The 14,732-nt window shown below is 69.4% G+C and carries 16 protein-coding genes and 1 pseudogene; 6 read left to right on the forward strand and 11 right to left on the reverse strand.

What is annotated here, in order from left to right; genetic code table 11:
* The first annotated feature begins 79 nt into the window (after window positions 1-79).
* From ACFVWW_RS18095 to ACFVWW_RS18105, 3 genes are all read left to right on the forward strand, one after another.
* A complete protein-coding gene (locus ACFVWW_RS18095; RefSeq protein WP_384178715.1) occupies window positions 80-1,000 on the forward strand; it encodes a MurR/RpiR family transcriptional regulator in 921 nt (306 codons plus the stop codon).
* Between the two features lie 120 nt (window positions 1,001-1,120).
* Window positions 1,121-2,134 (forward strand): N-acetylmuramic acid 6-phosphate etherase, encoded by a 1,014-nt coding sequence (gene murQ, locus ACFVWW_RS18100; protein ID WP_384178713.1) that lies wholly within the window; start codon window positions 1,121-1,123, stop codon window positions 2,132-2,134.
* Window positions 2,135-2,175: 41 nt separating this feature from the next.
* The gene (locus ACFVWW_RS18105; RefSeq protein ID WP_386878600.1) at window positions 2,176-3,729 is read left to right on the forward strand and encodes a PTS transporter subunit EIIC; all 1,554 of its coding nucleotides are present in this window, start codon (window positions 2,176-2,178) and stop codon (window positions 3,727-3,729) included.
* 25 nt (window positions 3,730-3,754) lie between these two features.
* Here the strand turns inward: ACFVWW_RS18105 and ACFVWW_RS18110 are convergent, their stop codons facing one another.
* Entirely contained in the window at window positions 3,755-4,921 is a 1,167-nt protein-coding gene (locus tag ACFVWW_RS18110) for a permease (RefSeq protein ID WP_386878706.1), read from the reverse strand.
* Between the two features lie 132 nt (window positions 4,922-5,053).
* A complete protein-coding gene (locus ACFVWW_RS18115) occupies window positions 5,054-5,710 on the reverse strand; it encodes a DUF305 domain-containing protein (protein ID WP_386878599.1) in 657 nt (218 codons plus the stop codon).
* 292 nt (window positions 5,711-6,002) lie between these two features.
* On the opposite strand from ACFVWW_RS18115, the gene ACFVWW_RS18120 reads away from it, so the two are divergent.
* Window positions 6,003-6,176 carry a hypothetical protein gene (locus ACFVWW_RS18120; protein WP_386878598.1) on the forward strand — a complete coding sequence of 58 codons (174 nt, stop codon included), beginning with the start codon at window positions 6,003-6,005 and terminating at the stop codon, window positions 6,174-6,176.
* A 229-nt stretch (window positions 6,177-6,405) separates the two neighbouring features.
* Here the strand turns inward: ACFVWW_RS18120 and ACFVWW_RS18125 are convergent, their stop codons facing one another.
* Complete coding sequence (locus ACFVWW_RS18125) at window positions 6,406-6,630, reverse strand: hypothetical protein (protein ID WP_386878597.1); 225 nt, start codon at window positions 6,628-6,630, stop codon at window positions 6,406-6,408.
* Complete coding sequence (locus tag ACFVWW_RS18130) at window positions 6,627-6,860, reverse strand: hypothetical protein (protein ID WP_384179068.1); 234 nt, start codon at window positions 6,858-6,860, stop codon at window positions 6,627-6,629. Before ACFVWW_RS18130 ends, ACFVWW_RS18125 begins: the two co-directional genes overlap by 4 nt.
* Before the next feature lie 119 nt (window positions 6,861-6,979).
* On the opposite strand from ACFVWW_RS18130, the gene ACFVWW_RS18135 reads away from it, so the two are divergent.
* On the forward strand, window positions 6,980-7,816 hold the full coding sequence (locus tag ACFVWW_RS18135) for a helix-turn-helix domain-containing protein (RefSeq protein WP_386878596.1): 837 nt from the start codon (window positions 6,980-6,982) through the stop codon (window positions 7,814-7,816).
* Window positions 7,800-8,165 carry a DUF397 domain-containing protein gene (locus tag ACFVWW_RS18140; protein ID WP_386878595.1) on the forward strand — a complete coding sequence of 122 codons (366 nt, stop codon included), beginning with the start codon at window positions 7,800-7,802 and terminating at the stop codon, window positions 8,163-8,165. The genes ACFVWW_RS18135 and ACFVWW_RS18140 overlap by 17 nt, the downstream gene beginning before the upstream one ends.
* A gap of 65 nt (window positions 8,166-8,230) precedes the next feature.
* On the opposite strand, the pseudogene ACFVWW_RS18145 reads toward ACFVWW_RS18140, so the two are convergent.
* From ACFVWW_RS18145 to ACFVWW_RS18175, 7 genes and pseudogenes are all read right to left on the reverse strand, one after another.
* A pseudogene (locus tag ACFVWW_RS18145) lies at window positions 8,231-8,602 on the reverse strand (VOC family protein); the annotation flags it as partial.
* A 50-nt stretch (window positions 8,603-8,652) separates the two neighbouring features.
* A complete protein-coding gene (locus ACFVWW_RS18150; RefSeq protein ID WP_386878594.1) occupies window positions 8,653-9,570 on the reverse strand; it encodes a transglutaminase-like domain-containing protein in 918 nt (305 codons plus the stop codon).
* 118 nt (window positions 9,571-9,688) lie between these two features.
* On the reverse strand, window positions 9,689-10,678 hold the full coding sequence (locus ACFVWW_RS18155; RefSeq protein WP_386878593.1) for an endonuclease/exonuclease/phosphatase family protein: 990 nt from the start codon (window positions 10,676-10,678) through the stop codon (window positions 9,689-9,691).
* 125 nt (window positions 10,679-10,803) lie between these two features.
* Window positions 10,804-11,733 carry an ADP-ribosylglycohydrolase family protein gene (locus ACFVWW_RS18160; protein WP_386878592.1) on the reverse strand — a complete coding sequence of 310 codons (930 nt, stop codon included), beginning with the start codon at window positions 11,731-11,733 and terminating at the stop codon, window positions 10,804-10,806.
* A gap of 141 nt (window positions 11,734-11,874) precedes the next feature.
* Window positions 11,875-13,500 carry a chaperonin GroEL gene (gene groL / locus ACFVWW_RS18165; protein ID WP_384178693.1) on the reverse strand — a complete coding sequence of 542 codons (1,626 nt, stop codon included), beginning with the start codon at window positions 13,498-13,500 and terminating at the stop codon, window positions 11,875-11,877.
* A gap of 365 nt (window positions 13,501-13,865) precedes the next feature.
* Window positions 13,866-14,069, reverse strand: a complete 204-nt coding sequence (locus ACFVWW_RS18170) for a cold-shock protein (protein ID WP_005315736.1) — start codon at window positions 14,067-14,069, stop codon at window positions 13,866-13,868.
* Window positions 14,070-14,428: 359 nt separating this feature from the next.
* Window positions 14,429-14,704 (reverse strand): MoaD/ThiS family protein, encoded by a 276-nt coding sequence (locus ACFVWW_RS18175; protein ID WP_384178691.1) that lies wholly within the window; start codon window positions 14,702-14,704, stop codon window positions 14,429-14,431.
* Window positions 14,705-14,732 lie beyond the last annotated feature (28 nt).

The following is a 14,732-nucleotide window of genomic DNA, read 5'->3' on the forward strand; positions in this document are numbered from 1 at the left end:
TTCGCCGGGCACACGGTCGTGAGCCGGACCGAAACAGGGGGGGTTGACTACCAGCCAATTTCGAAAATATCTTTCAGAGGTGACCCAAGACGTGAAGGAAAGTTTCAGCGGTGTTACCCCGCCCGCGCCCGCCGCCCTCGCCGCCAAGGTGCGGACCCTCGCGCCGTCCATGACCCGCTCCATGCAGCTGGTCGCCGAAGCCGTGGCCGGCGACCCGGCCGGCTGCGCCGCCCTCACGGTCACCGGTCTCGCCGGGCTGACCGGTACGAGCGAGGCCACCGTGGTCCGTACCGCCCGGCTCCTCGGCTACCCCGGCTACCGCGATCTCCGCCTCGCCCTCGCCGGTCTCGCCGCCCAGCAGCAGTCCGGCCGCGCCCCCGCCGTCACGGCCGACATAGCGGTCGACGACCCCATCGCGGACGTCGTCGCCAAGCTCGCCTACGACGAGCAGCAGACCCTCGCCGACACGGCCGCCGCGCTCGACACCGTCCAGCTCGGCGCCGTCGTCGCCGCGGCAGCCGCCGCCCGCAGGATCGACATCTACGGCGTCGGCGCGTCCGCCCTCGTCGGGATGGACCTCGCCCAGAAGCTGCTGCGTATCGGCCTGATCGCCCACGCCCACAACGATCCGCACCTCGCCGTCACCAACGCCGTGCAGCTGCGCGCCGGCGATGTGGCCATCGCGATCACCCACTCCGGCTCCACCGGCGATGTCATCGAGCCCCTCCGCGTCGCCTTCGACCGCGGTGCGACGACGGTCGCGATCACCGGCCGGCCCGACGGTCCCGTGTCCCAGTACGCCGACCATGTGCTGACGACCTCCACCGCCCGCGAGAGCGAGCTGCGCCCGGCCGCCATGTCGAGCCGTACGAGCCAGCTGCTGGTCGTCGACTGCCTGTTCATAGGTGTCGCCCAGCGCACGTACGAGACGGCCGCCCCGGCCCTCTCCGCGTCGTACGAAGCCCTCGCGCACCGCCACAGCCCCCGCAGCACCCGCTGACCGGCAGGCCCCGTCCGCACCACCGGCAGCCACGCCCACCGGCACCCGCGCCCCAGGCACCCGGCACCCGCGCCCACCCGCGCCCCGCCCCGTACCCGTAGAAGAAAGAGCCGCTTCTTCATGACCTCCACGCCCGCCGACGCCGCGACCTCGCACTACGGCGAACTCCGCGCGCAGCTCGACACCCTCACCACCGAGGCCTTCCGCCCCGAGCTGGCCGAGATCGACCAGCTGCCCACCCTGGACATCGCCCGGATCATGAACGGCGAGGACGCCACCGTCCCCGCCGCCGTCGCCGCCCAGCTCCCCCGCATCGCCGCCGCCATCGATGCCACCGCAGCCCGGGCCGCCCGCGGCGGCCGGCTGATCTACGCGGGCGCGGGTACGGCGGGCCGGCTCGGCGTGCTGGACGCCAGCGAGTGCCCGCCCACCTTCAACACCGACCCCGCCGAGGTCGTCGGCCTCATCGCGGGCGGACCCGGCGCCATGGTGACGGCCGTCGAGGGCGCGGAGGACTCCAAGGAGCTGGCCGCCGCCGACCTGGACGCGATGAAGCTCACCGCGCTCGACACGGTCGTCGGCATCTCCGCCTCCGGCCGCACCCCGTACGCGATCGGCGCGGTCGAGCACGCCCGCGGGCTCGGCGCGCTCACCATCGGCCTCTCCTGCAACGCGGACAGCGCGCTGGCCGCGGCGGCCGAGCACGGCATCGAGGTCGTCGTCGGCCCCGAGCTGCTCACCGGCTCCACCCGCCTCAAGGCCGGTACGGCACAGAAGCTCGTGCTCAACATGATCTCGACGATCACCATGATCCGGCTCGGCAAGACGTACGGAAACCTGATGGTCGACGTCCGCGCCTCCAACGAGAAGCTGCGCGCCCGCTCCCGCCGGATCGTCTCGCTCGCCACCGGCGCGTCAGACGCCGAGATCGAGGCCGCCCTCGCCGCCACCGACGGGGAGGTGAAGAACGCCATCCTCGCCATCCTCGGCGACGTCGACGGACCCACCGCCGCCTCGCTCCTCTCCGACTCCGACGGCCACCTGCGCGCCGCGCTCAAGGCCGCAGGCACAGGCACAGCCACAGACACCGGCCCCAACACAGGCACAGCCGCAGGCACAGACACCGCTGATTGAACGCCCCGCCCCACCCCTCGCACAGCAAGGCACCACGCACCATGGCACCAACAGACAAGAACCGCGCCACAGCCGAAGCGATCCTCCCGCTCGTCGGGGGCGCCGGAAACATCACGTCCATCGCGCACTGCATGACCCGGCTCCGCCTCGGTCTGCACGACCGTTCGCTGGTCCAGGACGAGGCCCTGAAGGCGCTCCCCGCCGTCCTGGGCGTGGTCGAGGACGAGACGTATCAGATCGTCCTCGGCCCGGGCACGGTCGCCCGGGTCACCCCGGAGCTCGAATCCCTGGTGGAGGCGGAACGGGCCGCCGCCCCGGCGCCCACTCCCGAGCCCCCCAAGACCGGCACCGCCGACGAACTGGCCGCCCAAGGCGCCGCCCTCAGGGCGGCGCGGAAGGCCAGGAACGCCACCCCGTTCAAGCTCTTCCTGCGCCGCATCGCCAACATCTTCGTCCCGCTGATCCCCGCCCTCATCGGCTGCGGCATCATCGCCGGCCTCAACGGCCTGCTGACGAACCTCCACTGGCTGCCCGCCCTCGTCCCCGCCCTCGCCGCGCTGGCGTCCGGCTTCATGTCGCTGATCGCCGTCTTCGTCGGCTACAACACGGCGAAGGAGTTCGGCGGTACGCCGATCCTGGGCGGCGCGGTCGCCGCGATCATCGTCTTCCCGGGCGTCGCGAACATCGACGCCTTCGGCCAGAAGCTCTCCCCCGGCCAGGGCGGTGTGCTGGGCGCGCTCGGCGCGGCGGTCCTCGCCGTGTACGTGGAAAAGTGGTGCCGCAGGTGGGTTCCGGAGGCCCTGGACGTCCTGGTCACCCCCACGCTGACCGTCCTCGTCTCCGGTCTGGTCACCCTCTTCGGCCTGATGTACGTCGCCGGTGAGGTCTCGACGGCCATCGGCGACTTCGCCAACTGGCTCCTCGCGAACGGCGGTTCCGGCGCGGGCTTCGTCCTCGGCGGGCTGTTCCTGCCGCTGGTGATGCTCGGCCTGCACCAGGCGCTGATCCCCATCCACACGACCCTGATCGAGCAGCAGGGCTACACCGTCCTCCTCCCCATCCTGGCGATGGCGGGCGCGGGCCAGGTCGGCGCCGCGGCGGCGGTCTACTCCCGCCTCCCCCGCAACGGCTCGATCCGCAGGACCATCAAGTCCGCCCTCCCGGCCGGTTTCCTGGGCGTCGGCGAACCGCTGATCTACGGCGTCTCGCTCCCCCTGGGCCGCCCCTTCGTCACGGCCTGCGTCGGCGGCGCGTTCGGCGGCGGCTTCGTCGGCCTGTTCAACCAGCTCGGCGGCGCGGTGGGTTCGACGGCGATCGGCCCGTCCGGCTGGGCGCTGTTCCCCCTGCTCGACGGCAACAAGGGCCTCGGCGAAATGATCGCGATCTACGCGGGCGGCCTGCTCGTCGGCTACATAGCGGGCTTCGTCGCCACGTACTACTTCGGCTTCACGAAGACGATGCTGGCGGAGCTGAACGTGAACACGGACCCGACGACGCCCCTGCCGCTGGGAACGAACCCGGCCCCGGACGCGACACCGGACCCGGAGTCGGCCCCGGACCCGACAGCTCCGCAGCAGGAACCGGCGCGGGCCTGACCGCCCGGGTGGCACACGGCGGCGGTCATCGGTGATCGTCCTGGTGCGCGGCTGGGCCGGTATCGGGTGAGCCGCCCATCGTGCGGAACATCCCCGCCCCGCCGGTACGCCAGAAACGCACCAACAGAGCCGCGGCCAACAGGAGGAAGACGATGTTGAGAAAGGTCGTGTAGTTCCAGCGCACGCCCTCCATCGGGATCTTCGCGTCGGCCTGGTCGGGGATCAGCCCCAGGCCGCCGAAGGCGAACTCCACGATGTACCCGGCGATGACCATGGCCACGTAGAAGGTGCCGAGCAGGAAAGCGGCCATCTTCGCGCCGTAGTACTTCCGGTAGATGTTGAGGATCGGCAGGATCAGCAGGTCGGCGAAGATGAACGCCACGACTCCGCCGAAGCTGATACCGCCCTTCCACAGCACCACGGCCAGCGGCACATTGCCGATGGAGCAGACGAACGAGGCGATGGCCACCAGCGGCCCGATGACCGGGCCCCACAGCTTGGACGCCAGAGGATGGCCGTCAAAGAAGAAGGTGCGCCAGAAGGAGTCGGGCACCCAGGCGGCGATGGCCCCGGCGATCAGCAGGCCGACCACCAGGTCCCGCAGGATCGCCGCCCACTCCATGACGAAGACGTGTGACGTCGCCGTGAGCCCCTCCCGCGACAGCAGACGGCGAGCGAAAGGGCCTTCGCGACGGATGGACATGTCCATCGCCGCGTGGCCCTCCATCGATCCGGCGAGCCCGCGCTCGGCCTGCTCGCGCGCCCGCCGCAGCAGTGTGTCCCGCAGGAACAGGCGGAACAGCACCGCGAGGACGATGATCATGATGGGGCCGCCGACGAATTCCGCCACGGTGAACTGCCAGCCCATCAGCAGGGCCAGGATCACGCCGAGCTCGACCACCAGGTTGGTCGAGGCGATCTCGAAGGCCATCGCGGCGGTGAAGTTCGCCCCCTTGCGGAAGAGCGAACGAGCCAGCGCGACGGCGGCGTACGAACAGGAGGAGGAGGCCGCGCCCAGACCGGCGGCGACGACAAGGGTGCGGGGCCGGTCGTCACCGAGGAGCGAGACGACCGTGGATTTCCGTACCACCGCTTGCACCACGGCCGAGAGGGCGAAGCCCAGGATCAGAGCCCAGGTGATCTCCCAGGTCATGGATCCGGTGATCGACAGCGCGTGCAGTACGGCGGGCAGCACGGCGTCCGGTACGGCGCTCAGTACGGCGCTCATGGAGCCTGACCCTTTCTCGCCGGCGGATCATCAAGGGCGACCCGCCGTTCCGGGCCCTCTTCGGAAGAGCCCGGAACGGCGCTGGTGAGGCAGAGGTCAGAGCCGGTCGAGGATCTTGTTCATCTTCTCGATCTCGGCCTTCTGCGCCGTCTCGACCGCGCCCGCGAGCTTCTTGGCATCGGCGTTGCGGCCTTGGTTCTGGAGGGCCTGGGCCATGGTGATCGCGCCCTCGTGGTGACCGATCATCATCTGGGTGAACTTCCGGTCGAAGTCCTTGCCCTCGGCGGCTTTGAGGCCGGCCATATCCGTTTCGGACATCATGCCGGGCATGGCTGAGCCATTGGTGGAGCTGCCGCCGTGGTCCATGGCCGGCGTGCCGCCGTCCGCCGACGGCGAGGCGGGCTTGCCCCAGGACTTCAGCCAGTCCCGCATGGTGTTGATCTCCGGGCTCTGAGCCTTCTCGATGTCCGTGGCCAGGACCTTGAGCTCCGGGTCGGAGGCCCGGCCGTCGGCCAGTTCGGCCATGTCCACGGCCTGCTGGTGGTGCGGAATCATCATCTGCGCGAACGTCACGTCCGCGTTGTTGAACGTGCCGGACGCCGACGCGGAGGAACCGCCGCCGTGGCCCATGCCGGGCATGGCCGCGTCCTTGGAATCGGGGCCGCAGGCAGCAAGCCCCAGGGCCAGAACGGCGGTGGTGCCGACCGCCGCGAGAGCACGACGACGAGCAGGGGAACGCAGGGAAACAGACATGTCAGGGTCTTTCCGGTGTGGGCACGCCACAGCGGTGAGCGAGGGCGCGCGCGGCAGAAACAGGGCACATGTGCCAAGCCCGGCCGGAGAGCCGGGATTGGCGGGAAGTGCCTGTCACGTCCGCGTCGTACACACCTGGAGCAGCAGACCTCGCCCGTATATCGGCGGCCCCCGCCGCCCGGTGGTCAGAGCACCCGACGGCCGGCGGGGCAGAGCCCAAGCGGCCACAGCGGCAAGCGAGGCGACGGCGAGCAGGCCCGCCGCGGGAAGCGGAAGCCGGTCCCGTACGGGCGTGGCCACGCACGTCGCCCCGCTCGTCCCGTGCGCGCCGACGGCATGGGCCGAGGCGGCGGAATGCGTGGCCGCCCCCGTCGAGTGCGGCAAGGAAGCCGAGGACGCCTCGGCCGTGTCCGCGTGCGTGGTCTGCGACGCGTGCGTGGTCTGCGACGCGGGCGTGGAGCCGTGACAGCCCGTGGCGGCGGAGGCCGGGGAACCGTGCATGAGGAACAGGCCGAACAGGACGGCGCACAAAGTCAGCCACCGGGCCGCGCCCGGTCGGCATGTGTGCCTGCTGCTGCCCGCCACTGCCGTCGTCCCTCCTGGAAGAGTCCAGCCGTATCCGGTGCCGACGATACCCCCACCGGGTTACCCCGGCAGGCCGGCCCGTCCCCCGTCCGCCGCCGGCCCGCCGCCGCTCACGGCAGCCGCCGCTCGCGGTTCAACTCCTTCACCCTCGCCCGGAGAACCTCCCCCGGGGATGCCTGCCGGACGCACTCCGGCGGACAGTCCCACTCCACCCCGCCCCCCGGCGGGCGCAGCTGGACATACGTTCCTTCAAAGCCCATCACCCGTCCCACCCGCCCGTCCCGGGAGTCGACGGCGTACGAACCCAGCTCGGGGACGTACTCGTACGCGCTCATCGCCGCACCTCTTGCAGTACGGCGATGAGCCGCCGCGCCGTGTCGAGGTTGCAGCGGCCGAGGTCGATCAGCGGGGTGGGCTCGTTGCCCGCGGACGACACCGGATCGATCCGCAACGACGGCAACACCACCCCCACCACCCCCAGCCCGGCCCGCAAAACCGCCACCGTCTCCTCCGCCGCCCGTACGTTTTCCGCCGCCGGGCGTCGCTGCTCGCTCGCTTCGTTCATCACCATGGGTTTCTACCTCCACTCTGAGTATTCACGTTCGCCACACAGAGTGGTCAACCGTCGCTAGGCTGAACAGTGACGGCAGCACAACATCGCGACATGTCCCACCGGGAGTCCCTATGCCTCCGAAGCCCCTCGACCCGTCCGCCTCCCCGCGTGCCATGCTCGGCGCCGAGCTCCGACACAAGCGCGACGAAGCGGGTATGTCGCAGGGCGAGTTGGGCGGGCCGCTGTTCGTCAGCGGCTCGTTCATCGGCCAGCTCGAAGCGGGTATCCGCAGGATGCAGCCGGAGTACGCGACGCACTTCGACCAGGTCTTCCAGACGGACGGCTTCTTCTTGCGCAACTGCATCGCGCTGAAGAAGTCGAAGTACCCGGATCACTTCGCTGCGGCGGCGGAGGCCGAGGCAGCGGCGACGAGGATCAAGGAGTACTCGCTGCTACTGATTCCGGGCTTGTTGCAAACAAGGACGTATGCGAGGGCGGTCTTCCGCGCGTACCAGCCGACCGCGACGGAAGAGGCGATCGACGAGCTGGTGTCCGCACGACTGGATCGAGCCAGTCTGCTGAAAGATCCAACAACGCCCCTCGTTTGGATGGTGCTTGACGAGGCGGTACTGCGCCGGGTGGTCGGCAGACCTGCGGTGATGGCGGAGGCACTGCGTCATGTCGTGAGCCTGATGCGACGACACCGAATCATCGTGCAGGTACTGCCGTTCGGGGCAGGCGCTCATGCGGCGATGGACGGCGGGCTCAAACTGATGGCGTTCTCCGACGCACCCCCGCTCGCCTACCTCGACGGCCTGGGTACAGGCCAGTTGCTAGATGATCCGGCATCGTTGGCCAGGTACGAACTGACCTACGATCTGCTGGGGGCCAGCGCATTGTCACCGGAAGCATCCTTGGCCCTGATGGAATCAGTGGCGGAGGATTACACCCATGCAGAGCAGCCATGAGTACGACCTGAGCGCCGCGTCCTGGCACAAGTCCACCTACAGCGGCGGCGACGGCGGCAACTGCCTCGAAGTGGCGCGGGACTTCCCCGGCGCCGCGACCTGGCGCAAGTCGACGTACAGCGGGGCCAGCGGTGGCGACTGCCTCGAAGTCGCCCAAGACTTCCCCGGCGCCGCGTCCTGGCGGAAGTCCACGTACAGCGACGGCAGCGGCGGCAACTGCCTGGAGGTCGCCGACGGCCTCACCGGCATCGTGCCGGTCCGTGACTCCAAGATCCCGCACGGCCCGGCGCTCGTCTTCCAGGCCGCGACCTGGTCCGCCTTCGTCTCCGAGGTCAAGGCGGCCGGCTAGTCCGTTGGTGTTCGAGGAGCGGCGGAGACGGTCAGCCGTCGCGGCCGCTCCTCAACACCTCAGGCCGCCGCCCGCTCCGCCGCGCTGCGCTCCACACAGAACTCGTTGCCCTCCGGGTCGGCCAGGGTCACCCAGCCCCCGCCGTCGGGACGGCGGAGGTCGCCCACGAGCGTGGCGCCGAGGGCAAGAATGCGGTCGACCTCCTCGTCGCGGGTGCGGTCCTGCGGCTGGATGTCGAAGTGGATCCTGTTCTTGATCGTCTTGCCCTCGGGGACCACGATGAAGAGCAGCGTGATGCCCTCCGCCGCGAGCAGTGCCTCGGGGTCTCCCGGGAAGTCGTCATCCGCCAGGGAGGCGCCGAGCACCTCGCCCCAGAAATTGCCGAGGGCGTAGGTGTCGGCGCAGTCGATCGTTACGTGGTGCACAAGGGAAGTCATGCGCGCCACTCTGAGTCTTCCGTCCCAGCCTGTCCAAGGGGTTTCTGCTGTCACCGGAGGGTGACCTCGCTCGGACCGTTGAACTGCGCCAGCGACAGCACCGTCTTCGGCGTCCGCAGCCCCTCGTTCTCCTCGAACAACTTCCTCGCCGCCTCGAAGGGCACGTCGTCGCCCGCCACCAGCGATGCGTCGTCGTACAGCTCACGGATCGCGTCGTTCATCCCCTCGTCGCTGTCCGCGCCCGCCCCCCAGATGTCCCACAGCAGCGTCTCCGCCTTGTTGAGCGCCGCGAGGTCGAGCCGCACGTTGCCCGCCACGAACCACTCCCCGATCAGCGCCATTTCAGGGATCTGGAGCCCGAACGTCTTCGGGTCCGCCCCGCCCGCGCGGATGGCCCGCCATGCCGAGCCGGCGACCAGGAAGCGGTCGCGGGGCACGTCCATCGGGTCGAAGCCCACGCTGAACGTGTCGATGATCACCGGGTCGGTCAGCTGCGGATCGGCGAGCAGCCAGCCGCGCTCGTCGTCCCAGTACTCGGTCACCACGTGGTCGGCGTGGAAGCCGTCCGAGCCGAAGTAGTCGGCGAAGCCGGACCGCAGCCGGGCCGGAACGCCCGCGTGGCGCAGGAACGAGCAGAACAGCAGCGCGAAGTCGCGGCAGATACCGACGAAGCGGTCGCCCATCTCCCGCCGCCGCGCCAGCGGCGCGTCGTCGCGCTCGGTGATGATGCGCAGGATGTCGTCGATGTAGCGCGTCTCGGCGTCGTTGTGCAGGCGGTCCTGCGGGATGGCGTAGCGGAAGAGCTCGCCCTCCATGCGGTGGACCATGAGATCGCGGACCACGCGGGCGAGTTGAGCCGGATCGCGCGGGAGGTCGGCGTAGAGCGGGGCGAGGGCGCCCGGGTCGGAGAAGGCGCTCTGGGTGGCGTAGAAGGCGGCGGCGTCCGGTGCGAGGCGGGCGGATGGCATGGCTGGACCCCCGAGGAATATCGGCCACACGTTCGATTACCGGGCCGGTGCTGCACACCGTGCCAAATGTCCCCCGGTCGTGTCCAGATGCCGCGGGCCGGCGCGTCAGAGTCTCGCGTCAGAGTCTGATGCGGGCGGCGATGGGCATGTGGTCGCTCCCTGTCGTGGGCAACGTCCAGACGTGGGTGACGGACGCCGCCCGGGTCATGATCTGGTCGATCCGCGCCAGCGGAAAGGCCGCCGGCCAGCTGAACGCGAAACCCGAAGGCGGGGAATCCAACTGCGAGCTGACCGGGGACAGACCGCGGTCGTCCACCGTGCTGTTGAGGTCCCCGAGCAGAATCACCCGGTCCAGCGGCTCAGCGGCTATCGCCGCCCCGAGCAGCACGGCGCTCTCGTCCCGCCAGGCCGAACCGAACCCCTTGCTCAGCCCGAGGCGCACCGAGGGCAGGTGGGCGACGTACACGGCGACATCTCCCTGAGGCGTCCCGGCGGTCGCCCTCAGCCCACGCTCCCAGCCCTCCCCGATTCCGGCCGGCTTGATGTCCACCCGCCGTATGTCGGCGAGCGGATACTTCGACCACAGCCCGACCGTTCCGATGACCGCGTGGTGGGGATAGTCCGACGCCAGGACTTCTGCGAACAGCGGCACGGCGGAGGGCGTCAACTCCTCCAGGGCGATGAGATCGGCCTGAGCCCTGACCAGCTCCCTCGCTGTGCCCGCCGGATCCGGATTCTCGTCGCTGACATTGTGCTGAAGCGCGGTGACGTCGTACTCCGAGCCGGACCGGGAAAAAGCCAGACCGCCGAAGAGACTGACCCACGCCACCACGGGCACCAGCAGCGCGGCCAGCCCGACGACCGAGCGGCGCAGCAACGCCACACCCATCAGAACCGGAACGGCCAGGCCGACCCAGGGCAGAAAGGCCTCCAGCAGACTGCCCAGCCGGCCGACCGCATTGGGCACGGCGCCATGAAAGACCAGCAGACAGCCCACCACGACGGCCAGCCCACCGAGTACGCGCTCCCCCACCCCGAACCGGAGCGGCAGCCAACGAGCCCCCGCCCCCCGCGTCCCCGATATCGCCTTCCCCGCCTGCTCCACCATCGCCCACCCGCACTCAAGCCCGGCCCAATGCCGCACCCTACGACGACGCAAAGCCCCAAGCCCCGGTTCCCGGCACCCGCCGACGTCCCGGGGCGTGACCGAGGCCGGTCCGGTGCTGGACGGGCTCAGGCTCCGAGGCGGTGCGCGAGGTCGAGCAACTGCGGCAGCTGGAGCACCCGTCCGCCGGACCCCGGCAGCGGAACGTGCAGGGGCTCGGTCCAGCGAGTGGGGATCGCGTCCAGCCCGTAGTACGCACCCGCGAGGCCGCCGGTGACCGCGGCGACGGTGTCCGTGTCACCGCCGAGATCGATCGCGGCGCGTATCGCGTCCTCGTAACTGGCCGTGGTCCGCAGGGCCCAGACAGCGGAGCCCAGGCATGGCCAGACGGCTCCGTTGAACTCGGTGGCCTGATCGGGGTGCCAGTCGGCGGCGAGGACCGTGGCGTACCGCGGGCGGTGGTCCGGGTGGACGAGGTCCACGATCCCGGGCAGAGCGGCAAGAGGCTCGACATCGTCCAGCGTGACTCGGACGAGCTCATGGAAGACGGCCGTGCCTTCCCAGGCGGCGCGATCTCCGTGGGTCAAGGCAGCGACGCGCCGGGCGGCGTCCATGGTGGCCTGCTGTCCGCCGCGTGCGAAGTAGACCGCGGAGGTGGCTGCCCGCATCAAGGAGCCGTTGCCCGCAGCGCGCCGGTTGACCTGGAAGTGAATGGCGGCCGCCAGGTCCCAGGGCATGCCGTTGGTGAGGACATCCTCGGTCTGCAGGCCGATGTCCTTGGGCTCGGATGCCGCCCATCGCTGGAAGCGGCCAAAGATGTCGGGCAGATCCAGTCCGCCTCGTTCCAGCAGTGACTCCGCCACCAGGACGGCCATCTGCGTGTCGTCCGTGGCCTCGCCGGGATCCCAGCCGCCGCCTCCGCACATCTCGCCGTGGGCACCGGGCGCCGAGAACCGTGCGGAGAATGCTCCCGCCGGGCCGAACTCGAAGGGGCCTCCCAGCGCGTCACCCACCGCCGAGCCGATGACCGCGCCGGCGGTCCGCTGTGTCCGTTCCACATCGTCAGGTTATCGGCGCGCGGTCCGGGGCCGGCTTCCTTCGGGCCGGGCCCGGAAAACACCCGAGGGCGGCACCCCTGGGATAGGGGTGCCGCCCTCGTTCAGGACGGTTGATCAACCGGTGGCCGGAGCCGGGGTCGATCAGAAGTCCATGTCACCGCCCGGCATGCCGCCCGGAGCGCCGGCGGCGCCGGCCTTCTCCGGCTTGTCGGCGATAACGGCCTCGGTGGTGAGGAACAGCGCCGCGATAGAGGCCGCGTTCTGCAGAGCAGAGCGGGTCACCTTCGCGGGGTCGATGATGCCCTCGGCGATCATGTCGACGTACTCGCCGGTCGCGGCGTTGAGGCCGTGGCCGATCGGCAGGTTGCGGACCTTCTCGACGATGACGCCACCCTCGAGACCACCGTTGACGGCGATCTGCTTGAGCGGGGCCTCCAGCGCGAGCTTGACGATGTTCGCACCCGTCGCCTCGTCGCCTTCGAGCTCGAGCTTCTCGAACACCGAGGAAGCCTGGAGCAGAGCCACGCCACCACCGGCGACGATGCCCTCCTCGACGGCGGCCTTGGCGTTGCGCACCGCGTCCTCGATGCGGTGCTTGCGCTCCTTGAGCTCGACCTCGGTCGCGGCGCCGGCCTTGATGACGGCCACGCCGCCGGCCAGCTTCGCGAGGCGCTCCTGGAGCTTCTCGCGGTCGTAGTCCGAGTCGCTGTTCTCGATCTCGGCACGGATCTGGTTGACCCGACCGGCGACCTGCTCGCTGTCACCGGCACCGTCGACGATGGTGGTCTCGTCCTTGGTGATGACGACCTTGCGGGCGCGGCCCAGCAGGTCCAGGCCGGCGTTCTCGAGCTTGAGGCCGACCTCCTCGGAGATGACCGTGCCACCGGTGAGGATGGCGATGTCGTTGAGCATGGCCTTGCGGCGGTCACCGAAGCCCGGGGCCTTGACGGCGACGGACTTGAAGGTGCCACGGATCTTGTTGACGACCAGGGTCGACAGGGCCTCGCCCTCGACGTCCTCCGCGATGATCAGCAGCGGCTTACCCGACTGCATGACCTTCTCCAGCAGCGGAAGGAGGTCCTTCACGTTGCCGATCTTGGAGTTGACGATCAGGATGTACGGGTCGTCGAGGGACGACTCCATACGCTCCATGTCGGTGGCGAAGTACGCCGAGATGTAGCCCTTGTCGAAGCGCATACCCTCGGTGAGCTCGAGCTCCAGACCGAAGGTCTGAGACTCCTCGACGGTGATGACGCCTTCCTTGCCGACCTTGTCCATGGCCTCGGCGATGAGCTCGCCGATCTGGGTGTCAGCGGCGGAGATGGAGGCGGTCGAAGCGATCTGCTCCTTGGTCTCCACGTCCTTGGCCTGCTCCAGCAGGGCACCGGAGACGGCCTCGACGGCCTTCTCGATACCGCGCTTGAGGGCCATCGGGTTGGCGCCGGCCGCCACATTGCGCAGGCCCTCGCGGACGAGCGCCTGGGCGAGAACGGTCGCGGTGGTCGTACCGTCGCCGGCGACGTCGTCCGTCTTCTTGGCGACTTCCTTGACCAGCTCGGCGCCGATCTTCTCGTACGGGTCCTCGAGCTCGATCTCCTTGGCGATGGAAACACCATCGTTGGTGATCGTGGGGGCGCCCCACTTCTTCTCGAGGACGACGTTGCGACCCTTGGGGCCAAGGGTGACCTTGACGGCGTCGGCGAGCTGGTTCATCCCGCGCTCGAGACCGCGCCGAGCCTCCTCGTTGAACGCGATGATCTTGGCCATGTGAAGTGGTCCTCCCGGACTGGGGTGGATTGCTCCGGACCGTGCTGGCGCCCGCGACGGACGGCCTGAGAGCCGTGCGGTTCCTTGCCCCACCGGCTCTTCGGGCCTCACCGACCCGGTCCTTAAGTTGTCACTCTCACTTGCAGAGTGCTAACGCCAATGATTAGCACTCGACCCCTGCGAGTGCAAGCTTGTCTTGCCGACTCGCCACCTGTTCGCACCTCTGCCGCCCCCGGGTCGCACACGGGTCGCCCCCGGATCCCGCCCCGGATCCCGCCCTCCCGGGAACGCACGAAGGGCCCGTATCCCATCTCTGGGACACGGACCCTTCGGCGTGAGTGCGTCGCTGGCCGATCGCGCCGGAATCAGACGGCGAGCTTGACCATGTCCGCCTGCGGACCCTTCTGGCCCTGCGAGATCTCGAACTCCACTCGCTGACCTTCTTCAAGGGTGCGGTAACCGTCCATCTGGATCGCGCTGTAGTGGACGAAAACATCCGCACCACCGTCGACCGCGATGAAGCCGTACCCCTTCTCCGCGTTGAACCACTTGACGGTGCCCTGAGCCATGCCTAACTCCCCTATTACTGGCCCTTGCGCGGGGCCACTTTTCGCGCCGGAACGCGTCGACCGCGGCTGAATGTATCTGCCCAACTGCCCTCTGCAACAGGTCAATCGGACGAGAATTCTGGGCATGGCTGAACACGCATAGCGATGAATTCCCCACGTTCCGGGGCAAGTCGGGCCGGGCAAAGCGCATCTACTGCGCAAAGGGCACCAAGACTTTGACCCCATGTTGTCGCGTTCTCATAGGCGTTGAGCCTGCGCGGGGGAGGGGGCGTTCCCATACTGTATCGCGCTCAACCATACAGAACGGCCCCCTCCGCTTCTCTTGCGGAGGGGGCCGGACCGATCACTGAGCGTCGAAATCAGCCTCCGGCGACGGCGGGGATGATCGAGACGCCGACCCCCTCGGGGGTGGCGGTCTCCAGGCCCTGCTCGAAGCGGACGTCGTCGTCGTTCACGTACACGTTCACGAAGCGGCGCAGCTTGCCCTGGTCGTCCAGGACGCGCGCGGCGATCCCCGGGTGGCTCTGCTCCAGGGACTGGATCACCTCGGAGAGGGTCGTGCCCTCCGCCGGGACCTCGGCCTTGCCACCGGTGTACGTACGGAGAATGGTGGGGATGCGGACGTTGACGCTCATGGTGGGGTGCCTTCCTTCAGTGGTGGGC

This window comes from Streptomyces sp. NPDC058198, from assembly GCF_042882605.1.
Classification (GTDB): Bacteria; Actinomycetota; Actinomycetes; order Streptomycetales; family Streptomycetaceae; genus Streptomyces.